The sequence below is a fragment of the Methylobacterium sp. NMS14P genome (genome assembly GCF_028583545.1).
Taxonomy (GTDB): Bacteria; Pseudomonadota; Alphaproteobacteria; order Rhizobiales; family Beijerinckiaceae; genus Methylobacterium.
This window is the reverse complement of record NZ_CP087106.1, coordinates 4437416-4462135: the sequence shown is the minus strand read 5'-3', so window position 1 is coordinate 4462135 and position 24720 is coordinate 4437416. Positions and strand designations below refer to the sequence as shown.

Sequence of the window (24720 nt, the reverse complement as noted above, 5' to 3'; positions counted from 1 at the left end):
GCGACAGTCTTCGAATTATTCGCAAGTCCCAGAATTATTCGTGTGCCCGGCAGTGCAATTGCTATAAATATATCTATTTTTACTAGGATTTATCTCTCTTCAGCGCCTCTTCGAAAGCAAATCTAATAATTTTCGGTTGCTCGCCTTGCTTCGGTTGTGGAATAAGTAAAACACTCACTTGAGTGATGTTCTGCATGAGTTCTGCGGGGCGTCCGTTGACATCTCTCCCGATGAAAGTGATCAGATCCGGCCGTCAAGCTGCGAGGGTTAAGGGTGGGGGATCGGTTCCCCACTTTCGGGGCCGATCCGGCCGCAGACACGATACCGTAGCGCTTTTGAAAAACGGAACCGGTTTCCGTTCTTGCTGGCCGGATCTCAGCATCCACGCCCGCCCGAACTGCTGGGGGCGAGCTTGAGGCGGGCGTGGACTGTCGACGAACAACCCCCTCAAGGCGCGCCGACAACGCACAGCTAAGCCGAGGTGCAGGCGTGCCCAGCTGCCACTTATGACCGCCGCTCGCACATCCGGTGCGGGCAGCAGTAGCCAGCAAAACACCCCCGCCGTTACCCCCACTGCTACCCCAGCTGGGGAGTATGGGCCTCGGCGGAGGAGAAAATAGACCTAAGTCTTTGAAGGATATGGTGCCGGCGGAGGGGATCGAACCCCCGACCTTCGGTTTACAAAACCGCTGCACTACCGCTGTGCTACACCGGCAGGCGCTCTGAAACCATTGAGGAAAATGGCGGTTTCTGTGCGTCAGAAGCGCTTTTGACTACGTTTGGGGGCGCCTCGTCAAGGCGCGAAGTCGGCGCATCCCGTTCCTCGCTCGTTCGCGCTACCCTTCGAGGGCGCCGTAAAAGCAGGCCCGCGAGCCATTCGAGGGTCGGTACAGGAGTCGGCACAGGCCCCGGCAGAGGATCGAATGGTCAAGCAACCCCCGACCGTCCCCGAGCCGAGCGAGGCAGCCGAGGTCGTCGACCAAGAGATCGACGCCGCGTCCGCGGAGATGGCGACCGAAGTCCATTCCCTCGCGGAGGGCTGGATGCTCGACCTCGTCGAGGTGCGCCGCACGAACACCCGTGCGGCCGAGGCGCTGACCACCGACGAGCCGGTCTGGAAGCGCAACGTGGTCCGGACCGCGGTCCTGCTGGCGCACCCGGTGACGGAATGAGCGAGACTGATCCCGAAGCCGGCCGCGCGACGGCCGGCGAACGCCTGATGGAGCGGTTGCGCAGCTTCGCGCGGGGAACCGGGATGAGCGGCACGGACACCCGCTCGATCATCGGGCGCGTGATCGCATCCGATCCGTCGGTGGAGGACGGTGATCATGGACTCTTCACGAGTCTCGAAGGCGTACAGGGTCCCGATGCAGTCTAACGGTTATCGCGAACGGGGTGCGCCGCATCGCACGATCTTGGGCAGAAAATCACCGGATAGTTTCGGTGTCTATCATGACCTTGTCGGGGCGAGTGGGGCAGGGGTATCTCGACTGGGAGATGCCTTTGAGGCGACCGTCATAGCCTACCATTCTGACAGGCTCACGCTGTTCAATCGACAGCTTGTCGGCGCGGAGCATCTCCGAGACAGCACACAGATCCGACGTGACGATTTCGACCACTACTACCTGCAGGTCCTGCGCTCGGGTCGGATCGCGAGTGGGCGCAGCGGAGACGAGCGTCGGCTCGCACCGGGCGATGCCGTGCTCTTCGACGCGACGCAGCCGATGCGAACCCGGGTGGAGGATGCCGACTACGTTACCGTCATCCTGGCCCGCGATTTGGTCGAGGCCGCCGCACCGAACGCGCGGCGCTTGCACGGGCACATCCTTTCAAGGAACCTGCCGAACTCGATCGGCAAAGCTGTTCTCTCGATCGCCCGACGCGCAGCGAGCTTCTCGAGCGACTTGGAGATCGGGAGCAGTCAACTCCTCGCCGGTCTGCTCGGCCAGATCGAGGGAGACCGGGTGGACATCCATGACGGATGCTCCGGTGAGACGGAACTGGAAGCGTCGAGGCGATTGCGGGCGGAGTTGTTCATCGACGACAACCTCGGGCTCAATCTCGACGTGGACTTGATCGCCCGTCGTACCGGCGTCTCGCGAAGTTCGTTGTACCGCGCATTCCGGGCGGTTGGCGGCATCGAGATGACCATCGCCAAGCGCCGTGCCGCGCGGCTAAAAAGTCTCATGCTCCGACCGGATGAGGGGCGCCAAATCTCCAGCCTCGCGTTCACGCTCGGCTTCTCGAACATCAGCCACTGTTCCCGGGTTTTCAAGGAGATCTACGGGCAGACGCCCAGCCAGCTTCGGGCGATCGGTCGCGATGCGGCGGGTTCGATCTCACACACACTGCAAGTCGATCGCATGCGGGAATGGTACAACGTCATGAACCGCGGCCCGCGAGGAGGGTGAATGTCGGCCCTCGCATCGGCTTCCCTCGGGCCTTCGCTGGCGATGCGGCTCATCCAGCGATGCCTGCCCGCCTTGCGTGCGTCGCGTCCCGCATCACCGTGCCGGCCGATCCGCCGGTCCGGTGTGGCGCCGGTCAGGACACGACGATGAGCCGTAGGCACCGACCACTATCAATGTGATCGCCCTTCCGCCTGGACCGGCCTTCGAATGTCCGGTTCTGGGGCCAGGGAAGGGCCTCTGATCCCTCTGATCGGGGCGACGCTGCCGCAGCGTCGGTTCGGGCTGGAGAGCGGTCGTCCGCCCGGCCCGGTTCGCATGGGATGACGTTCGCTACCATGCGAGCCACGCCGCGGAACGCGATCGCCGCGCGACAGCGATCAGACAGGCGAGGAGCCTATCACCTCCGAGAACGTCAGGTTCGTCGGTGCGCTCCACGCGGCCTCCCGTGACCGTGGTGGAAAGGGCGGCGCGGTCAGCGCCGCCGCAGCGGCCTCCTCAACACGAAAATCCGCTGCCCAGAGAGCGCCCCGGCCCTTCAGGAAGAAGCCGAAATGCAGCGAGATCGCCTCGGCGCAGACATCGAGCACCACGCGGCGTTCGACCCATGACGTATTGCCAAACAGCCAGCCGTCAGGGGCATCCTTCAAGTTGTCGAACGCGAAGGTGTGTCCCGGCATCGCGTCCACCCGCGCCCACAGCGTCGCACCGTGGGTCACGTCCTGGCAGCGAAGCTTGGCGCCGATGGCCACGCGCCGACCGCGAAACGGCACCGCTGACACGCTCTGCATGTAGCAGGCGAACGCGCGGACGGGGTCGGGGTAGCGCCGCGGCCCGAGCACGGGATCGTGTCGGATGAGGGCGACATCGCCGCCGCGGACCGTCGGGTCGGCGTCGGCTCCGTGATCGTAGGCGTCAGGATGCTCGGCGAGCAGCGCCCACCCCTTGAGCGACGTGATGCGGCGGCGTGCGGCCGCCTCCGATCGCTTGGCCTGAGCAGAGAGGACGTTCCAGTCCTTCAGACCGAACTGGCGAGCCACGATGTCGAGACACTCACCGTGGGTGATGGTGACGTTCTTGGCACGCAGAGCGCTCTCCACGGCGCGGGCCATGGACTTGGCTTCATCGACGGTGGGCATGCTGATCCCCGGACCGGATCGACCGTGAGGTCGGTGCTCGCCTTGCCGACCGGCCGACCCGTGGTGCGGGTTCGCGGTCGCGTGCATCGATGCGTTCACCGTACCCCGAAGGGCGCGAGCGGCAGGCTGCATCGGCCTGACCCGAGAGAAGCATCGGGGCGGCTGCCGCGTCAACCGTCCGCCATGCGCGATGGGTGGTGCGCGGGCACGGCGACGTTGGCATCCAAGCAGAGCCGCTCAGCGGCGGACCGGCGGAGATCCATCCAGGACAATCGCGCGCCGGACGGTGCGCGGCCTGTGCGTGCGCCACCGGCATCTCGCCGACCTGGGTCGTATGGCGCGGCGTGCGCATCTCGAGCTTGGTCTTCCAGTCGCGCCGGCTCATCAGCCCCGCCCGCACCCGCACCGAAACGTCAGGCGTCGCCGAGCCCAATATGGACTGCGCGATCGGTGGAGGACGCGAAGCGGCGGAACCGGGGACCTGCACGCGGCTTGGCTCGGCATGCCCGGAAAGACGCCCGCCAAGAAGAAGCCGCTGAAGGTCGTGGTCGACGAGAAGCCGCCCCGCAAAGTGGGACTGCCGACGCAGCTGGCTGCGATCCAGACGCGGTACCGCAGCGCGCTACTCGAGGCGGCCGATCTGCCCTACGCTGAGCAGGGCGACCGCATCCGATCCGCGTTGGCGACGCTCCTTGCCGAGAAGGCCGCTCTGGGCGTGACGGACGGCGAAGACGCTGCAGAAGGAGAGTAGGTCTACCGCCCCATGCCGCGCGTGGGGGACGTCCAAGCCCCTGTGCTGGGCTGATTAGTAATTAACGAGTCGGCGTCTCGGAGACGACGTCGCCCTGGCTCCCCGGCGTAGAGGCGGGATCCGGATCGAGAGCGCTCGCAGAGCGACCTGTCTCGGGAATGCTGAAGAAGAGCCCGCGCTACGGCGGAGGGCGGCTCGGTCACGCTCGCCCCGCGGCCGCGGGATGATCTCAGGCGGCCGGTCCCGTTTGAGGAAGGCTTCGACGGCCCGCGGCAGGTCGCCCGCATTGGTTGAGCGCGCGAGGCTTGATCGCGCGAAGTTCGGCCGGTCGATGTTGAGACGCCGACGCTGTCGCGGTGGGCGCGCAGCCGACAGAGGTCGAGACCCGCGCGGCGGCCTTCTGGGCCATCCGAACGGCCGAGGCCGCCCGATGCCCGGCCGCCGCTAGATCGACAGCCGCGCCGGCTCCTCGAGCACCACCCCGAGATTGCCCGCCGAGCGCCAGACCACGCGCGCGCTGATGCGCTCCTCGGTCTGCGGAATCTCCAGCATGAACGTCTCGGGGAGACCGAAGACGCTGTTCACGCGGAGCTGCGCTCCGCCCGGCGATCGATCCAGGACCCTGCAGCCGACTGGCCGGCCGAAGTTCGGCACGATGCGTCCGGTCAGATCCGTCTCAATCCTCGGGCGGGTGCGTCTCTCGTGGGGCATGTCGGGCGCTCAACTTTCTATTTCGCGCCTAGATTATCGCCTCTGTCTCTGCTGAAAGTCTTAAATCGCACATTTGCGGGCGGCTCGCACTGTACGCCGTTGCGGCCTGTCTTCCGGAACCTCTCCGCGCGAGCCGCGGAGGGGCGGCGTGAACGCGCGCCTACCATCGACCTGCCGTCGGCTCGTCCGGGGCGGGCTTGTCGTCCGGTACGATGCGCCGCAGGGGAGCATCGGACCAGTTCTGGCCCGGCTGAGGCATAGCCCAAGCCAGGGCCGCGATGGCGGCAAGACTGAAGCCGACACAGAGCATCGCCGCCGCGATATGACGGACCGGCGCGTGCTGACGCCACGCGCGTTCCACCAGAACGTAACCGGCGCTCCAGGTCAGAATGACCAGCAGCGGGAAGAGGCCGAGCAGCATCGCATTCATCGGCTGCCCCTCCTAGCGACTGGCGATCTGGGCGAAGCTGCCGAAATCGAGCCCGTCCAGCCATGGCTGCGCGCGCTTGTTCTCGTCGCTCGGGTCTTCATCGATCACGGATGCCGGGTGCGCGGGCGGATTTTCCCACGCCCTCACCGTGCTCGCCGTCCCGAGGCATGCGAGCCCGAGACAGCCGACCCCGAGGAGCTTCATGCCGCGACGAGGCTTCTGATCCGCGCGTTCATGAGCCAGAACGTCGTGCGCGGCGGCACGCGTGGCGTCAACGTCATTGAGCATGATGTCCTCCGTCCTGCGCGAGATATCGCGGGCCCGGATGGAGGGATAAGTGCCGTGACTTACGGGGCGATGTCCTGTTTGTTGCAGCCGAAATCTTGGATTTTCGAGTTCCATACCGTCACGGGCAATCGCGCGATCGGTTTCGAGCAGAGCCGTGAGGTGGCGGCCTGAGTCTCGTCGTGCCCGTCCAGCGTATGGAGGCGATCGGGCCGAGGCTGAGCAGCCTCGCGCTAGAAGAAGTCGGCCTCGTCGAGATCGAGGACCCCATCCGGCGCACCCTCGCGCTCGAACTTCTCGATCGCGACCCGCTCGATGGCGGCCCGATAGCTCAGGAATACGTCGAGCGGGTCGAACGTGAGATCGTCCGGGTGAAACAGGTCGCGCAGCACGTCGATCGGGACCCGGCACGGAATGACGCGGCCGTCGAGCATCCCGAAGCGGACGTGATCGAGCGTTTCCTGATCGATGATGGGCTGGCCCGTCTCGTAGCGCTCCAGCGGCATGGCGGGTCTCCGAGCTTCACGCGCGCATCGGGTCGCCTCAAGGGGCCGTCGATCGATGGCCGCCCCTCTTCCGCGGGAGACACAATCCTCGCGGCTGCGGGACCGAGGCAGCCTCACCAAGCGCGTTTCAGACGGTGATGTCCACCACGCGCTCCTGCGAAGGGGGCAGCTCCCGACCGTCCGCTCGCGCTCGGGAGTCGGCGGACGCGGGCACCGGCATCGTGACGGTATGCAGCCCCGCTCTGTGCGCGATGGCGGCTTCGGCGCGCGCCGACTGGATCATCTCCGTCGCCTTCACGGGGCCGACGGCGTTGATCGAGGTGGTGATGGTCATGGCTCCGACCTCCTCACCGAGGATCACAGCACGCAACCAGTGCTCGAATGATTTCCGCGATGTGTTCAACTCTACGCTTCGTCGGCGGCCGGCATCGCGCGGACCTCATCCTTCTGCCTTGTCGCCCTGACCCTGCTTGGCCCCGCCATACGGGTCCGTGCTGTCCTCACCACTCACGGAGCCGCTCCCGTGACCCTGTGGGGTGAGGCGCGGGCGATCAGGGGTGAGATCCTCGGGCTTCGTGCCTTTCGCTTCGTCGGACATGGGGTTCCTCCTTCTCGGCGAACCCCAGGCTCAGACGAAAGTTTCGGCGGCAGGCCTGGGTCCGGCTGCCCGGTCGCGTCGTGCGCGTCGGCGAGCACGACGACATCCCGGATTCACGCGCCGGCCGGACCGAGCCTTCCAGGTTCACGCCGAGACGCTGCCGGCCGTCGCCTGCAGGACATCGCGCGAGGCGTCGCCTGGGCGGAGCGACATCAACCCTATGCTGGCCGATACGACGGCGAGCATGAGCAGCAGGAGCAGGGCTTCTCGCAACTCGGACGCGTGCCCCTCGGCGTGACGGAGTGCGAATGCGCCGACGGCGAGAACCGCGATCAGCGCGACCGGGACGATGAGAATCACGGGCATCGGGCGCTCCTGGCGAGCACACAACGCTCGCTCGAACCAGAAGTTGCTGCGGCGGGCGCCCGTGGACGTTCAACGAAGGGACGGTTCGCGCCTAGCTTGTCGAGTAGGAGAGCGGGCCACCACACGGCCCACAGGTCGATGGGAAACCCCGGAAACCCGCTCCTGGCGAGATGGCAGGCCTCCGGGCACGCTTCACCATTGCCGGCAAAGAGTGTCGGTTTACGCCTGCCGAGAACGCCGGAAGGGTTGAGCTGAAGACGGAAAGTGCCGGCGCGCGCGGCAGGTATTCGGGTTGCAGGACCGCTGCGCGGCCGCTGTGCGACACCGGCTGGCGACGCGCGAGCCACCGGCCGCCGTGCCGCCGCCCAACCCGAGCCGCGCCAGGATGCGCGCGGCCCGGCCTCAATGGCCCGAGCGGCGGATCAGGCTCTTGAGGCGCTGGTCGGCGGTGTCGAGGCGGTCGGCGATCCCGCGCCGGATGCACTTGCCGACGGAATCGCCGGCGTAGAACCCGACCGTCTGGTCCTGGTTGCGGCAGGACTGGACCGGCGGCCACGCCACCACCCCCGCCACGACCAGCAGCACGACGAGGCAGTCGACGACGAGCCAGCCCTTCCAGCCGAGCCGGAAGCCGCGCCGCCGCTCGGGCGCCCGGCTCCGGCGCTGGGGGCGGTTCGCGCCGTCCGGGCCGACCCGCGCCATGCGGGCGCGGAACTGGGCCTCCTCGACGGCGTCGGAGGCGCGGTTGGACGAGGCCGGCAGGAGCGAGCGGGTGGACATGGCGGCCTCACGGAGGTCGGTTCGGGGCGGATGGGAGGGGCGCGGCGCGAGGGGGGTCTTCGGCGGGCGCTCAGTTGATGAGCCGCTTCAGGAGCGCGAGGTTGTCCTGGATCGACAGGACGTTGCCGAGCATCTCGGTGCGGGCGCAGGCGCCGGCCCCGACGAGCCCCAGCCAGCCCGCCGCCGGGCGGGCGCTGCAATCCGCGAAGCTGCCGTACAGGAACAGCCCGGCCGGCACCGCGAGGAGGGCGAGCTTCGTCAGCGAGAAGAACCGCCCGAAGACACCCTTGCGCGGACGCCGCGCGTCCCGGTCATCGTCCCAGTCCCTGTCGTCCGGTTCCCAGCCATAGCGGTCCGCCTGATACGCCGCCGCGTCGATATCCCGGTCCCGGCGATACATGGCGTTCCGTGCTCGGTCTGATCCAGTCGGACCGAAGGTGCCACGCTTTCGTGAAGCTCAACCTAAGAGCAATGTTTAAGTTCTTCCGAACCGGTCCCGCCCGGCTCAGGCGGCGAGCGCCCGCTTCACGGTGGCGCGCAGATCCGCCAGGGAGAAGGGCTTGGTCAGCACGTCGGTGACGATGGCGTCGAGCCCGCGCGCGCGCTCGCGCTGGTCGGCGAAGCCGGTCATCAGCAGGATGGTCAGGTCGGGGAAGTCGCGCTTGGCGGCGAGGGCCAGCGCGATGCCGTCCATGAGCGGCATGCGGATGTCGGTGAGCATCAGGTCGAAGCCGCCATCGGCCTCGTTGAGGCGGTCGAGCCCGTCGCTGCCGTCGTTGGCCGTGACGACCGCGTGCCCGTCGATCTCGAGTCCCCGCTTGAGGAAGCCCCGGACGGTCTCCTCGTCATCCACCAGGAGGATGCGCGCCATGTGGTCCTGTAACCGTCCCCGAAATCCGCGCGCGTCCCGTCACGACGGCGCGCGCGCCCAAACGTCGACAGACACAGACGCATTCGCCGTCTGTCAAGTCGTCGCAGGCTGAATTGTCCCTCGGGTCGCGGCGCGCGGCGAAAATGCCGCGCCGCGGGAGCAGTCAGGCGTCGAACAGGTCCGGGTCGCCGTCGCCGTAATCGACCACGCCCACGAAGGGCAGCTGGCGGAAGGCGTGGGCGGCGTCCATCCCGTAGCCGACGACGAACACGTCGGGACAGGTGAAGCCGACGAAATCCGCGTCGATCGTCACGGCGCGCTTGCCGGGCTTCTCCAGCAGCACCGCGGTGAGGACCCGCCGGGCGCCGCGGGCCATCAGCAGGTCCTTGGCGAAGACGACGGTCCGGCCCGATTCCAGGATGTCGTCCACGAGCAGCACGTCCCGCCCGCGCACCTCGCTCTGCACGTCGCGCAGGATCTCGACCTGCCCGCTGGAGACGGTCCCGGTGCGGTAGCTCGACAGGTGCACGAACTCGACCTGCGGGGCGAGGCCCACCCGGTGCAGCGACCGGAGCAGGTCCGCCGCGAACATGAAGCTGCCCTTGAGCACCGCCACGACGAGGAGGTTCTCCGGCCGCGCGGCGAGGATCTCCCGGGCGAGCTCGTCGTTGCGCTTGGCGATGGCCGCCTCGTCGAACAGAGTCCGGACGCGCCGTTCAGGGATGCTCATCTCTCGTGTCCCGAAGCCCGTTGGCGCGGCGGGCTCCGCCACCGCGCTCGGAGACGGTCTTAGCGTCCCGGGCGCGCGCGGGGAACTCCGGATCCGCGAGGATGGTCCCGCGCCGTCACGGGGCGCGGCCGGGAGCCGCCGTCGACGCGGGTCAGGCTTCGGCCGCCTGCCGGAACGGGCGGAGCAGGCGGGTGAGCCCGCGCCGACGCGCCGGCCGGGCCGGACGCCGCGCCGCGGCCGGGTCCGGCTCCGGCTCCGCTTCAATCCCGTCCGCGTCGTTCCCGTCGTCGGGCTCGACGTGCCGGACCTGCTCGAGGACGTCCGTCACGATGCGCGGGATGGGCCGCGCGTGCTCCTCCAGGAGCAGCGAGGCGGTCCAGAGGCGGCTCGCATTCGCGAGCGGCAGCCTCCCCTGCGTCAGGCGCTCCATCAGCATCCGGTCGGCGAGCGAGGCCGCGAGGGCGCTCACGATCTCGAGCTGATCCTGCTGTGTCGTGCTCTTCATGGCAATCTTCACGCGAACGAAAGTAGTCTTCTCCCGGCCAGGACGGTATGCGGGCAAATTTGGCGATTCTATAACGTGCGCGAGCATTGGAGTGGCCGCCTGTGTACAGGCCGGTTTCGGCACGAGGACCGGTCCCGTCGCTTCCGATGCGCGTTCGGGTGTGGGTTCGGACCGGCCCTGATCCGGCGCGGCGTCATCCGCACGCAAGCAAAAGGGGTTGGCGATCCGCCAACCCCTGCGCTGTCGAGCTGAATGGATGGTACCACCGCCCCGGCTCGAACGGGGGACCCCCAGATCCACAATCTGGTGCTCTAACCAACTGAGCTACGGCGGCACTGGCGCGGGGTGTATCGTGGGCCGCGGCAGTTTTCAAGGCGATGTGTGCACGGGATTTGGACTTCGTGGACAGCGCCGTCCGGGCCCCCGCGCCGGGGCCGGCCGCGCGCCCGCGGCGCCGCCCGTTTGCAACGGGCTCGGCCCCGGCTGTAACTGCGACGGCGGGGTCGACGTGTCGGCCGCGCCGATCGAGCGGACCGGAGGCGAGGGGGCGGACCGTGAGCGCGCGACAGCCAGCGGGCGCCGCCGGCGGGGGCAGGGCGCCCGGCGACGGATCGGCCGACGTCCCGGCACGGCGGGCCGTCAGGCCGGGGCGGCGGGCCCGCCGACGCTGGGCCGGGGTCGGCCTCGTCCAGGCTCCCGGACGGCTCCGCAGCCTCGTACGCCGGAGCGAGGGCGGCCTCGTCGCCCTCGCGACCCTGGTGGGCTGCGTCGCCGGCGTGGCGGTCTCCGCCATGACCTGGATCACCCAGACCCTGCGCGAGCTGCTCTACCAGCTGCCCGCGGGCGCGCGCCTCAGCGCCGCCGACGCCGTGTCGCCGGCGCTCCTGCTCGTGGGACCCTGCCTCGGCGGCGCCGTCCTCGGCCTGCTGATCGTCGTCGCCAACTACGTCCGCGGCCCGCGCAAGCGCCCGGCCATCGACCCGATCGAGGCCAACGCCCTGCACGGCGGCCGCATGTCCCTGCGCGACAGTCTCTACCTCGCTCTCCAGAACGTCATCTCGAACGGGTCCGGCGCCTCGGTGGGCCTCGAAGCCGGCTACACACAGATCGCATCCGGCCTCGCCTCGCGGCTGGGCATCGCCTTCGAGGTGCGGCGCAGCGACCTGCGCACCCTGGTGGGCTGCGGCGCGGCCGGGGCGATCGCGGCGGGCTTCGGGGCGCCGCTCGCCGGCGCGTTCTACGCGTTCGAGCTGATCATCGGCACCTACTCGATCGCCACGCTGACGCCCGTGGTCGTCGCGGCGCTGTGCGGCAACCTGATCTCGCGCGCCCTGATCCAGGCCCAGCCCCTCGTCGATCTCGGCGACATGCAGGCGGTCACGACCTCGCACGTGACCAGCCTGGAGATCCTGCCGAGCCTCGCCCTCGGGCTGCTCTGCGCGGGCCTCGGCATCCTGATCATGCACGGGGTCACCCTGGTCGAGCGCCTCGTCCAGGCCTCCGGCGTGCCGCGGGTCGCGGCGCCCGCCTTCGGGGGGCTGTGCGTCGGCGCGCTGGCGCTGCTGGCGACGCCGCAGGTGCTCTCGGGCGGCCACGGTGCCCTGCACATGCACTTCGCCGCCGAGGGGCAGGGGCACGGCATCGCGGCTCTGGCCGGGCTGTTCGCCGCCAAGGCAACGGCCTCGGCGATCTCGATCGGCTCGGGCTTCCGCGGCGGCCTGTTCTTCGCGTCCCTGTTCCTCGGGGCCATCGCCGGCAAGCTGTTCGCCGCCCTCGCCCCCGTGCTGGTGCCGCCGCTGGCGGATTTCGGCCTGACGCCGCTCGCCTACGCGGTGATCGGCATGAGCGCCCTCGCGGTGGCGATCATCGGCGGCCCGCTCACCATGACGTTCCTGGCGCTGGAGGTCACCGGCAGCCTGCCGATCACCGGCGTCGTGCTGGCGGCGGTGATCGCGTCCTCCCTGACCGTGCGCAAGACCTTCGGCTACTCCTTCGCCACCTGGCGCTTCCACCTGCGCGGCGAGAGCATCCGCAGCCCCCACGATGTCGGCTGGATCCGGTCGCTCACCGTCGGCCGGCTGATGCGCCGCAATCCCGGCACCGTGGCGCTGGACACGCCGCTGCCCACCTTCCTGCGCGCCCATCCCCTCGGCTCGCCCTCCCGGGTGATCGCCGTGGACGGGGGCGGGCGCTACGCCGGCATCCTGAACGTGCCCGAGGCGCACGCGGCCGCCCGGGATTCCGGCGCCGACGCGCAGCCGGTCCTCGCCGACCTGCTCCTGCACGCGGACGATTTCCTCACGCCGGGCATGAACGCCAAGGACGCCGCCGCCGCCTTCGACCGGACCGAGAGCGAGGCGCTCGCGGTCGTCGAGAGCGCCGCGAGCCGGACGGTGCTGGGCCTGCTCACCGAGAGCCACACGCTCAAGCGCTACAGCGAGGAGCTCGACCGCCAGCGCCGGTTGATGGCGGGCGAAACCGACTGATTGTCAGGCCGGCCGGTTGACCGCACAAGCGGGGGCAACAATCACCCTGACGTCTCCGATCCGGGCTCCGAGGCCCGCTCTTCGAAACGCGTGGAGGATTCATGGCCGCCCCAGAGAACAGCCAGCAGCGCCGCTACCGCATCGCGGTGATCCCCGGCGACGGCATCGGCAAGGAGGTGGTGCCGGAGGGCGTGCGCGTGCTGGAGCAGGCGGCCAAGCGGCACGGCTTCAGCCTCCAGCTCGACTGGTTCGATTTCGCCAGCTGCGACTATTACGAGCGGCACGGCCGGATGATGCCGGAGGACTGGAAGGCGCGGATCGAGACCCACGACGCGATCTATTTCGGCGCCGTCGGCATGCCCGAGCGGGTGCCCGACCACATCTCCCTCTGGGGCTCGCTGATCCTGTTCCGGCGGGAATTCGACCAGTACGCGAACCTGCGCCCAGTGCGGCTGATGCCGGGGGTGAAGTGCCCGCTCGCCGACCGCAAGCCCGGCGACATCGACTTCTGGGTGGTCCGGGAGAACACCGAGGGCGAGTACTCGAACGCGGGCGGCCGGATGTTCGCCGGGACCGACCGGGAGTTCGCCCTGCAGGAGACGATCATGACCCGCCACGGGACGGACCGGATCCTCAAGTTCGCCTTCGAGCTGGCCCAGAAGCGCCCGAAGAAGCACCTGACCTCCGCCACGAAGTCGAACGGCATCTCGATCACCATGCCGTACTGGGACGAGCGGGTGAAGGCCGTGGCCGAGGCCTACCCGGACGTCCGGTGGGACCAGTACCACATCGACATCCTGACCGCGCACTTCGTCCTGAACCCGGACCGGTTCGACGTGGTGGTCGCCTCCAACCTGTTCGGCGACATCCTGTCGGATCTGGGGCCGGCCTGCACGGGCACGATCGGCATCGCGCCGTCCGGCAACATCAACCCGGAGCGGGTGCACCCCTCGGTGTTCGAGCCGGTCCACGGCTCGGCGCCGGACATCGCCGGCCAGGGGATCGCCAACCCGATCGGCCAGATCTGGTCGGGGGCGATGATGCTGGAGCATCTCGGCGAGCACGCGGCGGCGGCCGAGATCGTCGGCGGGATCGAGCGGGTGCTGTCCGAGCGGACGCTGCGCACCCGCGACCTCGGCGGCAACGCCGACACGCAGGTCTGCGGCAAGGCCGTCGAGCAGGCTCTGGGGTAGGGTCGGTTTCGGCGCACCCGCATCCTGGGGTGCGCCGAAACCGCACCGGAAGAGATCTCCACGGATCGCGCGACCTCTGGAGGATGCTTCGAGGCCTGTGCCACGCTCCGGCACTTCAGGAAGAGACGGGATGCCGTTTCCGTCTCGAGGCTTTGGTTAGAGTGTCCTCTCCGTCATCACGAGCGGACCGAAGTGACCCAAGGTCGGCGCGACGCTGGTGCGCGCCGCGCTGCCCCGGATTGCTTCGCTCCGCTCGCAAAGACGGAGGTCCGAACACATCGACGGGGAACGGAGCGAGCGCGGGAGGGCGCGTTTTCCGCGGCGTCAGCGCGGGCGCCGGCGCACGCTCACCACGTTGCTCGCCGCCTCGGCCTTGCCGGAGGCCGCCGGCAGTGTGTCGAGGGCGGTCCTGACGATGGTCTTGGCGTCGAGTCCGGCCTCGGCGTACATCTTCTCGGGGCTGTCGTGGTCCTGGTAGCTGTCCGGCAGCGTCAGCGTTCGCACCCGCACGCCGCCCGCGTCCAGCGCGCCCCGCTCGGCCAGCAGGTGCAGCACCATCGCGCCGAACCCGCCCCGCGAGCCCTCCTCGATCGTCAGCAGAACCTCGTGGTCGCGCGCCAGATCCAGGATCAGCGCCTCGTCCAGCGGCTTGGCGAACCGCGCGTCCGCCACCGTCACCGCCACGCCCTGCTCCGCCAGCGTGTCGGCCGCCTTCAAGGCCTCCGACAGCCGCGTGCCGAGCGACAGGAGCGCCACCCGCGCCTCCGCGTCCCGCCGCACCACCCGGCCCTTGCCGATCGCCAGCGCCTCGCCCCGCTCCGGAAGCTCGACGCCGACACCCTCGCCGCGCGGGTAGCGCAGCGCGATCGGGCCCGTGTCGTGCGCGTGGGCCGTCGCCACCATGTGCACCAGCTCGGCCTCGTCGGAGGCCGCCATCACGGTCATGTTCGGCAGGCAGCACAGGTAGGCCAGGTCGAACGCGCCCGCGTGCGTCGCCCCGTCGGCGCCGACCAGGCCCGCCCGGTCCAGGCAGAACCGCACGGGCAGGTTCTGCAGCGCCACGTCGTGCACGACCTGATCGTAGGCCCGCTGCAGGAAGGTCGAGTAGATCGCCACGAACGGCCGGTAGCCCTCGGTCGCCAGGCCGCCCGCGAACGTCACCGCGTGCTGCTCGGCGATGCCGACGTCGAAGGTCTTGTCCGGGTGCGCCTTGCCGAACAGGTCGATGCCGGTGCCCCCCGGCATCGCCGCGGTGATCGCCACGACCTTGTCGTCGGCGTCGGCCGCCTTGATCAGGCTCTCGCCGAACACCCGCGTGTAGGCCGGCGCGTTCGGCTTGGCCTTGGCCTGGACGCCCGAGACCACGTCGAACTTGACCACGCCGTGGTAGCGGTCGGCGCTGGCTTCCGCCGGCGCGTAGCCCTTGCCCTTCTGGGTGACGACGTGGAGCAGGATCGGGCCGTGCTCGGCGTCGCGGACGTTCTTGAGTACCGGCAGCAGGTGGTCGAGGTTGTGCCCGTCGACCGGGCCGACGTAGTGGAAGCCCATCTCCTCGAACATGGTGCCGCCGCCGACCACCAGCGAGCGGGCGTACTCCTCGGCCGCGGCGGCGCGCTGGTAGAGCGCCTTGGGCAGGAGCTTGCCGAGCTGCTTGGCGGTCTCGCGCAGGGACTGGTAGGCGCCGCCCGAGGCGAGGCGCGCGAGGTAGGCCGACATGGCGCCGACGGGGGGCGCGATCGACATGTCGTTGTCGTTGAGGATGACGATCAGGCGCGAGTGCAGGGCGCCGGCGTTGTTGAGGGCCTCGTAGGCCATGCCGGCCGACATCGAGCCGTCGCCGATGACCGCGATGGCGTTGCGGCGCTTGAGCGGGCGGTTCTTCTGCTTGGCGGTGGCGTTGTCGAGGTCGCGGGCGACCGCCATGCCGAGGGCTGCCGAGATCGACGTGGAGGAGTGGGCGGCGCCGAAGGGGTCGTAGACGCTCTCGCTCCGCTTGGTGAAGCCCGACAGGCCGCCGCCCTGGCGCAGCGTGCGGATGCGGTCGCGGCGCTCGGTGAGGATCTTGTGCGGGTAGCACTGGTGGCCGACGTCCCAGACGATGCGGTCGTCGGGGGTGTCGAACACGTGGTGCAGCGCCACCGTCAGCTCGACCACGCCGAGCCCCGAGCCGAGATGGCCGCCGGTGATCGAGACCGCGTCGATCATCTCGGCGCGCACCGCGTCCGCCACAGCCTGAAGATCCGACTCCGGAAGACGCCGCAGCGCCGAAGGAGACGGAACGCGGTCGAGAAGTGCACTCTGCTCGGGGGTAATCGCCACGGCATCAACCTCTAACGGATGGGATCGGTTCGACCGCCGAGCCTCAGGACATGTCGAGCGGGGCGACGCCCTCGGGCCGCCCGTCGGAGCCCAGCGTGATCCGCTGGATCCGCGCCTCGGCCCGCTTCAGCAGCGCCTCGCAATGCTTCTTCAGCACCTCGCCGCGCTCGTAGATCGCCACCGATTCGTCGAGCGGCACGTCGCCGCGCTCGAGCCGGCGGACGATTTCCTCGAGCTGTTCCAGCGCCTTCTCGAAGGGCAGGTCGCCGGCGGCGGGAGCCACCTCGGGTCTGCTCGCACTCATCCCAGATACATCCTTTGGGGGTGGTTGTACGGCGCGATCCCCGGTGGCCACAACCCAGGGGGGCCGTCCGTCGGCCGGGTCCGCACCGTTTTGGACGCGAGCGGCGGCGTTTGCGCCACACTTGGCGCCTGATTGGTTCACGCCAGCGCGAGGGTGAACGGCGTGCCCTCGAAGGCGTCGGCGCCGCGGCCGATGCGGGCGATCGCCGCGACCATGCGGCCGTCGCGGTCGAGCATCCGGTCGGCGATCGCCACGAACAGGGGGTTGGGCGTCGCCGAGGGCGAGGCGGCCCGCAGGGCGTCGGCGATCGCCGCCTCGTCGCGCTCCGGCGCCAGCGCGCAGGCCGCGATGTAGGCGGCGGCCGTCGAGCGGCTGATCCCGGCGTAGCAGTGGATCACCAGCGGCTTCTCCCGCGGCCAGGTCCGGACGAAGTCGAGGACACGGGCCACGTGTTCTTCAGCCGGCAAAACGTGCCCGTCCCGGGCCGCCGCGATGTCGCTGACCCCGATGACGACGTGGTTCCCGGCGTCGATCACGGCCGGCCGCTCCAGCGGCGTGCCGACATTGATCAGCGTGAGCACGTGGCTCGCGCCGGTGGCGGCGACGGTCTCGGGCAGGCGCGAGAGCGGACAGACGTGGAGGGTCGGCATGGTGGGGCGCCAGTGACCTGCGATCGTGACGGATCGAGGGCGGAGATCCGTCAGGGCGGAGACAGGGCGGCGAAGCGCGCGAGGAATCGCGCCTCGGCCTCGGCGGTCGGCCACGGCTCGGCCAGGGCCGGCACCGGCGCGGGCAGGTCGACCGAGGGGCCGAAATAGCGCTCGGCCTCCTCGTGGGCGAAGCCGGCGAGGCGCACCGCCTCGACATGGGCGGCGATCCGGTCGGCCCGCTTCACGAGACGGGCGAGCGCGGGCGACGGGGCGGTCAGGCCGAAGCGGCGGCGCACCGCCGCGAGCAGGCGCAGCTCGACGCCGCGATAGGCGTCGCCGATGGCGGCCTTGAGCGGCGAGATGATGTCGCCGACCACGTATTCCGGCGCGTCGTGCAGGAGCAGCTCGAGCCCGTCCCGGTCGGTGCAGCCGGGTTCGAGGTGGCGGCCCACCGCCTCGACCAGCAGGCTGTGCTGGGCCACCGAGAAGACGTGCGGCCCGCGGGTCTGGCCGTTCCAGCGCGCGACCCGGGCGAGGCCGTGGGCGATGTCGGCGATCTCGATATCCCCGGGCGCCGGGTCGAGGAGGTCGAGGCGCCGGCCGGAGAGCATGCGCTGCCACGCGCGCGGCGGCGCGCTCACCGGGGCCGGCCCAACTCGGCGCAGGGCCCGTGCCGGTGGCAGCCGACGAGGTGATCGTTGACCATGCCCACCGCCTGCATGAAGGCGTGCACGATGGTCGGCCCGCAGAAGGAGAAGCCCTCCGCCTTCAGGGCCTTCCCGATCGCCCGGGAGACCGGCGTCTCGGTGGCGATCTCCGCGCGGGTCCGGGCGGTGCCCTGGACCGGCCGGCCGTCGACGAAGTCCCAGAGGAAGCGCGCGAAGCCGGGGCCGCGCTCCTCGATCCGCAGCCAAGCCCGGGCGCCCGCGACGGTACCCTGGATCTTGGCGCGGTTGCGGATGATGCGGGTGTCGGCCATCAGCCGCGCGACGTCCGCCTCGGTGAAGCGGGCGATCCGCTCGGGATCGAAATCCGCGAAGGCGTCGCGGAACCCGTCCCGGCGGCGCAGGATGGTGATCCACGACAGGCCGGCCTGGAAGCCGTCGAGGATCAGCTTCTCGTAGAGGGCGCGGCCGTCATGCTCGGGCACGCCCCACTCGGTGTCGTGATAGGCGACGTAGAGCGGGTCGAGCCCGGCCCACCAGCAGCGCGGGCAGCCGTCGGGATGGTCGATGAGGCCGGTCTCGGACATGCGGCGACGTTAACGAGAACAGGAGCGGAACGCCACCGCCGGGGCGGGGACCGCGCGGACCGGCCTCGGCGGCCGCTGCGGCGCTGCGGGGACGAGCCGCGGCACCCCCCGCCGAGCCTGCGCGCCGCCGCGCGCTCCTACTCGGCCGCGCGCGTCGCCGCGTCCGGCATCGCGAAGCTGGCGCAGGCGGGGCGCTCCAGCGTCACGGGGCGGTCGCCCGCGCGCGGGGTCTCGCCGGAGGCCAGCGCGTCGCCCAGGCGGTCGAGGCGGACCGTGGCGAGGCCACGGTTTCCCGCGGCGCTGCCCGCGGTGCCGAGCACCTTGCCGCCCGCCGTGATCTCGGTGCCGGGCGCGGGCGCGGCGTCCGGGTAGGCTGCGGCCAGGATGCGGGTCCGGGCCGTGCCCCGGTGCTGCATCCGCGAGACCACCTCCTGGCCGACGTAGCAGCCCTTGCGGAAGTCGACGCCGCCGAGCTGATCCATCAGCGCCTCGTGCGGGAAGGCGTCGCCGAAGGCGAAGTCGCGGCCGCCCTCGGGCACGCCGAGGCCGATCCGGTGCGCGTGGTAGTCGGCCTCGGTCGCGTCCGCCGAGAAGGCGCCCGCGGCGGCGTAGAGGCGGGCGCCGAGATCGGTCGCGCGGGAATCGGCCAGAGCCTCCGCGGCCGGCGGGGTGGCACCGGCCCAGGCCGCCGCGACCGCGACGGTCGGGTCGACCGCGATGGTCGCCTGCGCGCGCAGGCGATAGAGTGTCAGGCGCTTGGCGAGGTCCGCGGCCCTGTCGGCCAGCACGTCGAACCGGAAGCCGTCCGGGATCCGCGAGACCAGGAAATCGAACAGGATCTTGCCCTGCGGCGCGAGCAGGGCGCCGAGGCGCGCCTCACCGGGCTGGAGCGTCTCGACATTGCAGGTCAGGACGCCCTGGAGCAGCGTCGTGGCGTCCGGTCCGGTGACGGTGACGAGGGCGCGATCCGGCAGCAGGGCGACGGGCATGGGCGGCGATTCCTCGGGGCGCGGGCGGTCCGGCAGGCCGGGCCGCGGACCTCGGACGTAGTCGTTGACCGCCCGCGCCTCAACCGTCCGCGCTCACGCGCTCAATGCTGGAGCGTCGTGGTGAAGGCGCCCCCGCGGATGCGCTCCGGGAATCCCTCCGCGTAGCGGGCCGTGGCCTCCTCACCGTACGTCGTCACCAGTTCCTGAAAGGCCGCGAACAGGGCGGCCTGGGCCATGCAGTCACCGTCGAGTCCATCCAGGCAGCCTTCCGCGAACGCTTCCGAGACGTAACTCAGCGCGACGCGTTTCTCCTCGACATCGACCTCGATGGGGGCGGTGTGAGAGCTGTGCTGCATGGCCGGATACTTCCATTGCGCCGGACACGGGGCCCGGCGGACGCAATGGATGATAAGCAGGTCCCGGCGGCTCGGCCAGCCGAGAATTTCGGATCGGTTAACGCGGGCGCTCAAATCCGATGTTTCGCCGGCATCGCCGCCCCGTGTGTTGCGCCTGCATCACCCTCCGAAACGCCCGGCCAGGGCGTGCGACAGCCGGTCGCCCTCGGCGACGTACCGGGCGGCCGCCTCGTGGGCCGCGGGCGTGCAGACCCGGTAGGTCAGCGCGTAGCCGCGGTAGCCGCGGTTGTAGGCGCCGGCCAGCCTGTCGCGGCGGGCCGGGGTCACGCCCTCAGAGTCGATCAGCGCCTTCATGCGCGCCGGCCAGTCGGCCGCGTCCGGGGCCGCGCAGAGGTTCCGCAGGAACGCCAGGGCGCCGATGATCTCGGACATGCGCATCAGGTCGCGGTCGTAGGGCGCGGGCACGTCCGCGGGGGCGGTCGCCTCCTTGGGTGGCTCCTTCGCGGCTTCCTTGGCGGGCGCGCCGCTCCGGCCGGAGCGCTGCTGCGCCTGGGCCGGCGCGGAGACCGGGCCGGCCAGGAGCACCAGCAGGGACGGGAGCGCCAGCAGGCACAGGAGGGTCGTGGGGCGCCTCACGCCGTCGCCCCCTCGCCCTGCATCCCTGCGCGGTCCGGGCCCCCGTCCGCGCTCCCGTCCGCGCCCCGGGCCGCCACCCGCGCGAAGGCCTCGCGCAGGGTGTCGACCAAGCCGGGGGTGGTCGGAAGGGTCGCGACCTCCGCGAGCGTCGCCCACCGGGTGCCCAGGGCCTCGGGACCGGCAACGGGCTCGCCGCCGCGCCACAGGGCGGCGTGCGGGTGGACGACGTAGTGATGCCGGGCCCGGCCGGCCTCGTCGCGGACGATGATCTCGGTGGGCGAGAGCACGCCGACCACTTCCGCGAGCAGGCCGACCTCCTCGGACAGTTCGCGCAGGGCCGCCTCGGCCAGGGATTCGCCCGCCTCCACGAGGCCGCCCGGCAGCGTCCAGACGCCGCGCATCGGCTCGTTGGCCCGCGCCGCGAGCAGGACCCGGTCGCCGCGGATCACCGCGATCGACGCCCCCACGAAGGGCCGGGCCGGGAACAGGCGGCTGTCGGGATCCGGTGCGCCCGCGCTCACGGCTTGCCCCCGTCGGGTGCCACGACGGCCACGCGCCCGTCGGCGAGGCCGACGAGCAGCCGTGCCGCCGCGCCCTCGCCGAGGACGACGATGCCGGTCTCGGCGGGGGCCGGCAGGAGCACGCGCGCGCGCTCGTGCAGGCCGCCCTTGGCCGCCACGAAGGCGATCTCCGGCCGGCCCGCCACCGGCAGGACGAGTTCGGGGCTGCCGCCGGCCGGATCGTTCACGGCGAGATCCGAATCGCCGTCGCCCGCCGCGTAGCCCGCGGCCTCGCCGGCGGGCTCGATCGCGTCGGGACGCAGCGTCCAGAGCTGGAGCCTGCCCTTGGCGCTGACCGTCGCGGCCTGGGTGGCGCCGGACCCGGAGAAATCCGCGATGCCGGCGATCTTGAGGGGCGGACCCGGCTGGGCGGGCGTGCGGGCGGCGACGGCCCAGGCAGCGCCCGGATCGCCGGCGGGCCGGTCGATCAGCGCGAGGCCGCCGGCATCTGCGCCGGAGAGCGTCGCCGCCAGCAGAGCCGGGCGGCCCCCAAGGCGCAGCAGGCGCGGCCGCAGGGGCGCGAACACCGCCTCGCCCCCCGCCGGCACCGTCACGGTGGCCACGGGGACGGGCTTCGGATCGGTACTCACCGCCATCGGCTGGCGCTCGCGGATCGTCAGAACCGCGGCGGCCGCGCTGCCGTCGGGGGCGCGGGTGCGCCCGGTGAGGTAGGCGCTCAGGGGCCCCGAGAGGGCGCGGCGCGAGCCCGGCAGGGCCCCGCGCGGCGTCTCGGCGGCGGTCAGCCCCTCGACCGCCTCCCTGCCGATCGGTCGCACGGTGACGCTGCCCTCGGCGAGGGCGAGCACGGCGCCGCCGTCGTCGCCCCAGACCACGGCGATCGGCGCGCTCTCCTCGTCGCCGGCCTGCCGGCCACCGCTCTGCGCACCACCCTGCGCGCCGGCCTTTGCGCCTGTCGTGCCGCCGGTGATCGGCAGGAGCCCGGACGTCGCCACCGAGACCGCGGCCTCGCTGCGCGAGCCGCGCAGCGCCCGCACCTTGAAGGGCAGGTCGAGGATCCGGATCCCGGGCTCGGCCCGCGCCGCCGCGACGGGCGCGACGCACGCGAGGAGGCATAGGACGAGCGCGCGCCGCCCGCGGCCCGGCGCCGGGGACCGGCGCGCGGACGCCGCGCCCGAGGAAGCGCCTGAGGAAGCGCCCGATCTGGTCAAACGTGCTGGCCGCCGTTGATGTGGAGTTCGGCCCCGTTCACGTAGGAGGAGGCCTCGGTGCACAGGAAGTAGATCGCCTTGGCGACCTCGTCCGGCGTGCCGAGCCGCCGCTGCGGGATCTGCTCGACGAGCTTCTCGGTGCCGGGCGACAGGATCGACGTGTCGATCTCGCCCGGCGAGATCGCGTTCACCCGCACGCCGAGCGGCCCGAAATCGGCGGCCATCTCGCGGGTCAGGCCCGCCAGCGCCGCCTTGGAGGTGCCGTAGGCCGCCCCCGCGAAGGGATGGACGCGCGAGCCGGCGATCGACGTCACGTTGACGACCGAGCCCTTGGCCCGGGCGAGCTCCTCGCGCAGGCCCCGGGCCAGCAGGATCGTGGCGAAGAGGTTGACCTGGAAGACCCGCTGCCACGTGTCGAACTCGGTGGCCAGCGCGCCGAGGCGCTCGCCCTCCGGCCCCTTCGGCGAGATGCCGGCATTGTTGACCAGCGCGTGCAGCACCCCGCCCTCGGCGGCGAGCCGGCCCCGAACCTCCTCGACGGCGCGGGCCGTGTCCTGCGCGTCGGCGAGGTCGACCTGCAGGTGATCCTCGGGGCCCATCTCCCACGGACAATTCTCCGGGAAGGCGTGGCGCGAGCAGGTGATCACCCGCCAGCCCGCGGCCGAGAAGCGCTTGACGGTGGCGTGGCCGATGCCCCGGCTCGCGCCCGTGAGCAGCATGATGCGCCGGCGTTCGTTGACGGGGAGGGCCAAAGCCGTAAGCCTCGCTGGCGTTCAGGGATCGCCGCCCGGTCGGGCGCGGTGCGTGCCGGTGAGCCCCAATGGTCTAGGCGCACGGGCACTGGAAATCCAGAGCGGGCCGCGTGCCGGCGCGGATGCAGGACGGATGCAGGGGAGGGGACACGCATGGCCAGCGGGCAGACCAGCGCGGAGCGCATGCCGGAAATCCCGGGCGGCAGCCTGTCCCCGGCGCAGGCCGCGGCCGCGGCCGCGTTCCGGGCCGAGCGCGGCGTCCCGGTCTTCGGACCGTTCGTGCCGCTCCTGCGCAGCCCCGAGCTGATGCTGTGCGCGAGCCGGATGGGCCAGTACCTGCGCTACGGCAGCGTCCTGCCGCTGCGGATCAGCGAGTTCGCGATCCTGGTGGTGGCGCGGGACTGGAGCCAGCCGGTCGAGTGGGCGATCCACCACCCGATCGCCCTCGAGGCCGGGGTCGCCCCCGAGACCGCGCGGGCGCTGGCCGAGGGGCGCCGCCCCGACACGATGAGCGCCGACGAGGCGCTCGCCTACGCGTTCTCGACCGAGCTGATGCGCAATCGGGCGGTGAGCGACGCGACCTACGCGGCCCTGGTCGCACGCTTCGGCGAGCAGGGCGCGATCGATCTCACCGGCATCAACGGCTACTACGCGCTGCTCGCCATGACGATGAACGTCGCCCGCACGGCGCTGCCGACGGACGGGCCGGCGGCGCCGCCGCTGCCGCCGCTGGCCGGGTAGGCTTCCGTCCCGCGCAGGCGCGGCTTGTGGCGCCGGCCGCTTCGGTCTAACCGTCCTTCCCCGTGCGGGGGCCCGACGTGCCGCCCGCCCGTTCCCGAAAATCCGGCCGGACGAGAGCCATGGTCGCCCATACCCGCGCCGATTCGGCGCCCAAGCCCACCGACCCGGCGCTCGCCGGCGCCCGGATCCTCGTGGTCGAGGCGCGCTACTACGACGCGATCGCCGACGAACTCCTGGCCGGCGCCCTGGCGGCGATCGCGGCCGCCGACGCGCAGGCCACCGTGGTGACCGTGCCGGGGGCCCTCGAGATCCCGGCCGCGGTGGCGATCCTGCTCGACGCGGGCGCCTACGACGCCGTGGTGGCGCTCGGCTGCGTGATCCGCGGCGAGACCGGCCACTACGACATCGTCGCCGGCGAGAGCGCCCGGGCGCTCATGGACCTGTCGGTGCAGCGCCGCGTGCCGCTCGGCAACGGCATCCTCACGGTCGAGACCGAGGCGCAGGCGCTCGCCCGCGCGCGGGTCGCCGAGATGAACAAGGGCGGCGGTGCCGCCGAGGCGGCGCTCGGCGTGCTCGCCCTGAAGCGGGCGGCCGAGTCCGCGCGCACCCGATGACGGATACCCCCATGACCGGGACCCCCGACACCCAGCCGGAGACCAGCGCGGAGACCGGCGCGGAGCCGGCCGGCGCCCCCGCCAAGATCAGCCTGCGCAGCGGCGCCCGCCTCGCGGTGGTGCAGGCGCTCTACGAGATGGACGTCTCCGGCAAGGGCGTGCTCGACGCCCTTGCCGAGTTCGAGGCCTTCTGGATCGGCCAGGAGGTCGACGGGATCGCCCATCCCCCGGCCGAGACCGCCTTCTTCCGCGACCTGCTGCGCGGCACGGTCGAGGAGCAGCGGGCCATCGACCCGAAGCTCGACCAGGCCCTCACCCAGGGCTGGCCGCTGCGGCGCATCGAGATCGTGCTCCGGGCGATCCTGCGGGCGGGCGCCTACGAACTGATGTTCCGCCGCGACGTGCCGGCGGCCGCGGCGATCTCGGAATACGTTGACGTCGCCCACAGCTTCTACACGGCCGACGAGCCGGGCCTCGTCAACGCCGTCCTCGATCGGGTCGCCCGCGAGGTCCGGCCGGGCGAGGTCGGGGCCCCGAAGGCCTCCGGCAAGCCGGGCTCGTCCAAGCCGCTCCCCGGCAAACCTGCGGCTGCGAAACCGTCGGCCGGGAAGGCCTGAGC

At 71.1% G+C, this 24720-nt stretch carries 32 protein-coding genes and 2 tRNA genes; 9 read left to right on the top strand and 25 right to left on the bottom strand.

What is annotated here, in order from left to right; genetic code table 11:
* Positions 1-640: 640 nt before the first annotated feature.
* Positions 641-715, bottom strand: a tRNA-Thr gene (locus LOK46_RS21200).
* A gap of 208 nt (positions 716-923) precedes the next feature.
* Between LOK46_RS21200 and LOK46_RS21195 the strand changes: the two genes are divergently transcribed.
* From LOK46_RS21195 to LOK46_RS21185, 3 genes are read left to right on the top strand one after another with little or no spacing between them, the layout of a single operon-like run.
* Complete coding sequence (locus LOK46_RS21195; protein WP_273560388.1) at positions 924-1172, top strand: hypothetical protein; 249 nt, start codon at positions 924-926, stop codon at positions 1170-1172.
* Positions 1169-1378, top strand: coding sequence for a hypothetical protein (locus LOK46_RS21190; RefSeq protein WP_273560387.1), 210 nt, complete (start codon positions 1169-1171; stop codon positions 1376-1378). Before LOK46_RS21195 ends, LOK46_RS21190 begins: the two co-directional genes overlap by 4 nt.
* Positions 1368-2411: a helix-turn-helix domain-containing protein gene (locus LOK46_RS21185; protein ID WP_273560386.1), complete on the top strand. Its 1044-nt coding sequence runs from the start codon at positions 1368-1370 to the stop codon at positions 2409-2411. Before LOK46_RS21190 ends, LOK46_RS21185 begins: the two co-directional genes overlap by 11 nt.
* A gap of 377 nt (positions 2412-2788) precedes the next feature.
* Here LOK46_RS21185 and LOK46_RS21180 read toward each other — a convergent pair whose 3' ends face one another.
* Complete coding sequence (locus LOK46_RS21180) at positions 2789-3547, bottom strand: glyoxalase superfamily protein (RefSeq protein WP_273560385.1); 759 nt, start codon at positions 3545-3547, stop codon at positions 2789-2791.
* Positions 3548-4049: 502 nt separating this feature from the next.
* Here LOK46_RS21180 and LOK46_RS21175 point away from each other — a divergent pair.
* A complete protein-coding gene (locus tag LOK46_RS21175) occupies positions 4050-4298 on the top strand; it encodes a hypothetical protein (protein ID WP_273560384.1) in 249 nt (82 codons plus the stop codon).
* Positions 4299-4742: 444 nt separating this feature from the next.
* Here the strand turns inward: LOK46_RS21175 and LOK46_RS21170 are convergent, their stop codons facing one another.
* From LOK46_RS21170 to LOK46_RS21115, 12 genes are all read right to left on the bottom strand, one after another.
* On the bottom strand, positions 4743-5009 hold the full coding sequence (locus LOK46_RS21170) for a PilZ domain-containing protein (protein WP_273560383.1): 267 nt from the start codon (positions 5007-5009) through the stop codon (positions 4743-4745).
* 160 nt (positions 5010-5169) lie between these two features.
* On the bottom strand, positions 5170-5439 hold the full coding sequence (locus LOK46_RS21165; protein WP_273560382.1) for a hypothetical protein: 270 nt from the start codon (positions 5437-5439) through the stop codon (positions 5170-5172).
* Positions 5440-5451: 12 nt separating this feature from the next.
* Positions 5452-5727, bottom strand: coding sequence for a hypothetical protein (locus LOK46_RS21160; RefSeq protein ID WP_273560381.1), 276 nt, complete (start codon positions 5725-5727; stop codon positions 5452-5454).
* A gap of 230 nt (positions 5728-5957) precedes the next feature.
* Positions 5958-6230 carry a DUF1488 family protein gene (locus LOK46_RS21155; protein WP_273560380.1) on the bottom strand — a complete coding sequence of 91 codons (273 nt, stop codon included), beginning with the start codon at positions 6228-6230 and terminating at the stop codon, positions 5958-5960.
* A gap of 127 nt (positions 6231-6357) precedes the next feature.
* A complete protein-coding gene (locus LOK46_RS21150) occupies positions 6358-6564 on the bottom strand; it encodes a hypothetical protein (protein WP_273560379.1) in 207 nt (68 codons plus the stop codon).
* 408 nt (positions 6565-6972) lie between these two features.
* Positions 6973-7194: a hypothetical protein gene (locus tag LOK46_RS21145; RefSeq protein WP_273560378.1), complete on the bottom strand. Its 222-nt coding sequence runs from the start codon at positions 7192-7194 to the stop codon at positions 6973-6975.
* A 402-nt stretch (positions 7195-7596) separates the two neighbouring features.
* Entirely contained in the window at positions 7597-7974 is a 378-nt protein-coding gene (locus LOK46_RS21140; RefSeq protein ID WP_273560377.1) for a hypothetical protein, read from the bottom strand.
* Positions 7975-8044: 70 nt separating this feature from the next.
* On the bottom strand, positions 8045-8374 hold the full coding sequence (locus tag LOK46_RS21135; RefSeq protein WP_273560376.1) for a hypothetical protein: 330 nt from the start codon (positions 8372-8374) through the stop codon (positions 8045-8047).
* 105 nt (positions 8375-8479) lie between these two features.
* Positions 8480-8845, bottom strand: coding sequence for a response regulator (locus tag LOK46_RS21130; protein WP_010687322.1), 366 nt, complete (start codon positions 8843-8845; stop codon positions 8480-8482).
* 163 nt (positions 8846-9008) lie between these two features.
* Complete coding sequence (hpt, locus tag LOK46_RS21125; protein WP_012320927.1) at positions 9009-9575, bottom strand: hypoxanthine phosphoribosyltransferase; 567 nt, start codon at positions 9573-9575, stop codon at positions 9009-9011.
* A gap of 151 nt (positions 9576-9726) precedes the next feature.
* Positions 9727-10080 carry a hypothetical protein gene (locus LOK46_RS21120; RefSeq protein WP_273560375.1) on the bottom strand — a complete coding sequence of 118 codons (354 nt, stop codon included), beginning with the start codon at positions 10078-10080 and terminating at the stop codon, positions 9727-9729.
* 257 nt (positions 10081-10337) lie between these two features.
* Positions 10338-10414: transfer RNA gene (locus LOK46_RS21115), tRNA-His, on the bottom strand.
* A 220-nt stretch (positions 10415-10634) separates the two neighbouring features.
* Between LOK46_RS21115 and LOK46_RS21110 the strand changes: the two genes are divergently transcribed.
* Positions 10635-12566 (top strand): chloride channel protein, encoded by a 1932-nt coding sequence (locus LOK46_RS21110; protein WP_273560374.1) that lies wholly within the window; start codon positions 10635-10637, stop codon positions 12564-12566.
* A 101-nt stretch (positions 12567-12667) separates the two neighbouring features.
* Positions 12668-13759 carry a tartrate dehydrogenase gene (locus LOK46_RS21105; protein WP_273560373.1) on the top strand — a complete coding sequence of 364 codons (1092 nt, stop codon included), beginning with the start codon at positions 12668-12670 and terminating at the stop codon, positions 13757-13759.
* A 324-nt stretch (positions 13760-14083) separates the two neighbouring features.
* Here LOK46_RS21105 and dxs read toward each other — a convergent pair whose 3' ends face one another.
* From dxs to LOK46_RS21050, 11 genes are all read right to left on the bottom strand, one after another.
* On the bottom strand, positions 14084-16078 hold the full coding sequence (dxs, locus tag LOK46_RS21100) for a 1-deoxy-D-xylulose-5-phosphate synthase (RefSeq protein WP_273560372.1): 1995 nt from the start codon (positions 16076-16078) through the stop codon (positions 14084-14086).
* Between the two features lie 43 nt (positions 16079-16121).
* A complete protein-coding gene (locus LOK46_RS21095; protein ID WP_012320922.1) occupies positions 16122-16382 on the bottom strand; it encodes an exodeoxyribonuclease VII small subunit in 261 nt (86 codons plus the stop codon).
* Between the two features lie 137 nt (positions 16383-16519).
* The gene (locus tag LOK46_RS21090) at positions 16520-17032 is read right to left on the bottom strand and encodes a tyrosine phosphatase family protein (RefSeq protein WP_273560371.1); all 513 of its coding nucleotides are present in this window, start codon (positions 17030-17032) and stop codon (positions 16520-16522) included.
* Between the two features lie 50 nt (positions 17033-17082).
* Entirely contained in the window at positions 17083-17643 is a 561-nt protein-coding gene (locus LOK46_RS21085) for a hydrolase (protein ID WP_273564657.1), read from the bottom strand.
* 26 nt (positions 17644-17669) lie between these two features.
* A complete protein-coding gene (locus LOK46_RS21080) occupies positions 17670-18284 on the bottom strand; it encodes a DNA-3-methyladenine glycosylase I (RefSeq protein ID WP_273560370.1) in 615 nt (204 codons plus the stop codon).
* A gap of 137 nt (positions 18285-18421) precedes the next feature.
* Positions 18422-19273 (bottom strand): CAF17-like 4Fe-4S cluster assembly/insertion protein YgfZ, encoded by an 852-nt coding sequence (ygfZ, locus tag LOK46_RS21075; RefSeq protein ID WP_273560369.1) that lies wholly within the window; start codon positions 19271-19273, stop codon positions 18422-18424.
* Positions 19274-19374: 101 nt separating this feature from the next.
* Positions 19375-19629: a hypothetical protein gene (locus tag LOK46_RS21070; RefSeq protein WP_012320917.1), complete on the bottom strand. Its 255-nt coding sequence runs from the start codon at positions 19627-19629 to the stop codon at positions 19375-19377.
* Between the two features lie 159 nt (positions 19630-19788).
* Positions 19789-20265 (bottom strand): TIGR02301 family protein, encoded by a 477-nt coding sequence (locus LOK46_RS21065; RefSeq protein WP_443192831.1) that lies wholly within the window; start codon positions 20263-20265, stop codon positions 19789-19791.
* A complete protein-coding gene (locus LOK46_RS21060) occupies positions 20262-20786 on the bottom strand; it encodes an NUDIX hydrolase (protein WP_273560368.1) in 525 nt (174 codons plus the stop codon). The genes LOK46_RS21065 and LOK46_RS21060 overlap by 4 nt, the downstream gene beginning before the upstream one ends.
* Positions 20783-21994 (bottom strand): hypothetical protein, encoded by a 1212-nt coding sequence (locus LOK46_RS21055; RefSeq protein ID WP_273560367.1) that lies wholly within the window; start codon positions 21992-21994, stop codon positions 20783-20785. Before LOK46_RS21055 ends, LOK46_RS21060 begins: the two co-directional genes overlap by 4 nt.
* Complete coding sequence (locus tag LOK46_RS21050; RefSeq protein WP_273560366.1) at positions 21991-22713, bottom strand: SDR family NAD(P)-dependent oxidoreductase; 723 nt, start codon at positions 22711-22713, stop codon at positions 21991-21993. Before LOK46_RS21050 ends, LOK46_RS21055 begins: the two co-directional genes overlap by 4 nt.
* Before the next feature lie 186 nt (positions 22714-22899).
* On the opposite strand from LOK46_RS21050, the gene LOK46_RS21045 reads away from it, so the two are divergent.
* The 3 genes from LOK46_RS21045 (at position 22900) to nusB (ending at position 24718) form a co-directional block, all read left to right on the top strand.
* Positions 22900-23487 (top strand): carboxymuconolactone decarboxylase family protein, encoded by a 588-nt coding sequence (locus LOK46_RS21045; RefSeq protein WP_273560365.1) that lies wholly within the window; start codon positions 22900-22902, stop codon positions 23485-23487.
* Between the two features lie 119 nt (positions 23488-23606).
* Positions 23607-24101: a 6,7-dimethyl-8-ribityllumazine synthase gene (gene ribH / locus LOK46_RS21040; protein ID WP_273560364.1), complete on the top strand. Its 495-nt coding sequence runs from the start codon at positions 23607-23609 to the stop codon at positions 24099-24101.
* Positions 24102-24112: 11 nt separating this feature from the next.
* Positions 24113-24718: a transcription antitermination factor NusB gene (gene nusB / locus LOK46_RS21035; protein ID WP_273560363.1), complete on the top strand. Its 606-nt coding sequence runs from the start codon at positions 24113-24115 to the stop codon at positions 24716-24718.
* The last annotated feature ends 2 nt before the right edge of the window (positions 24719-24720 follow it).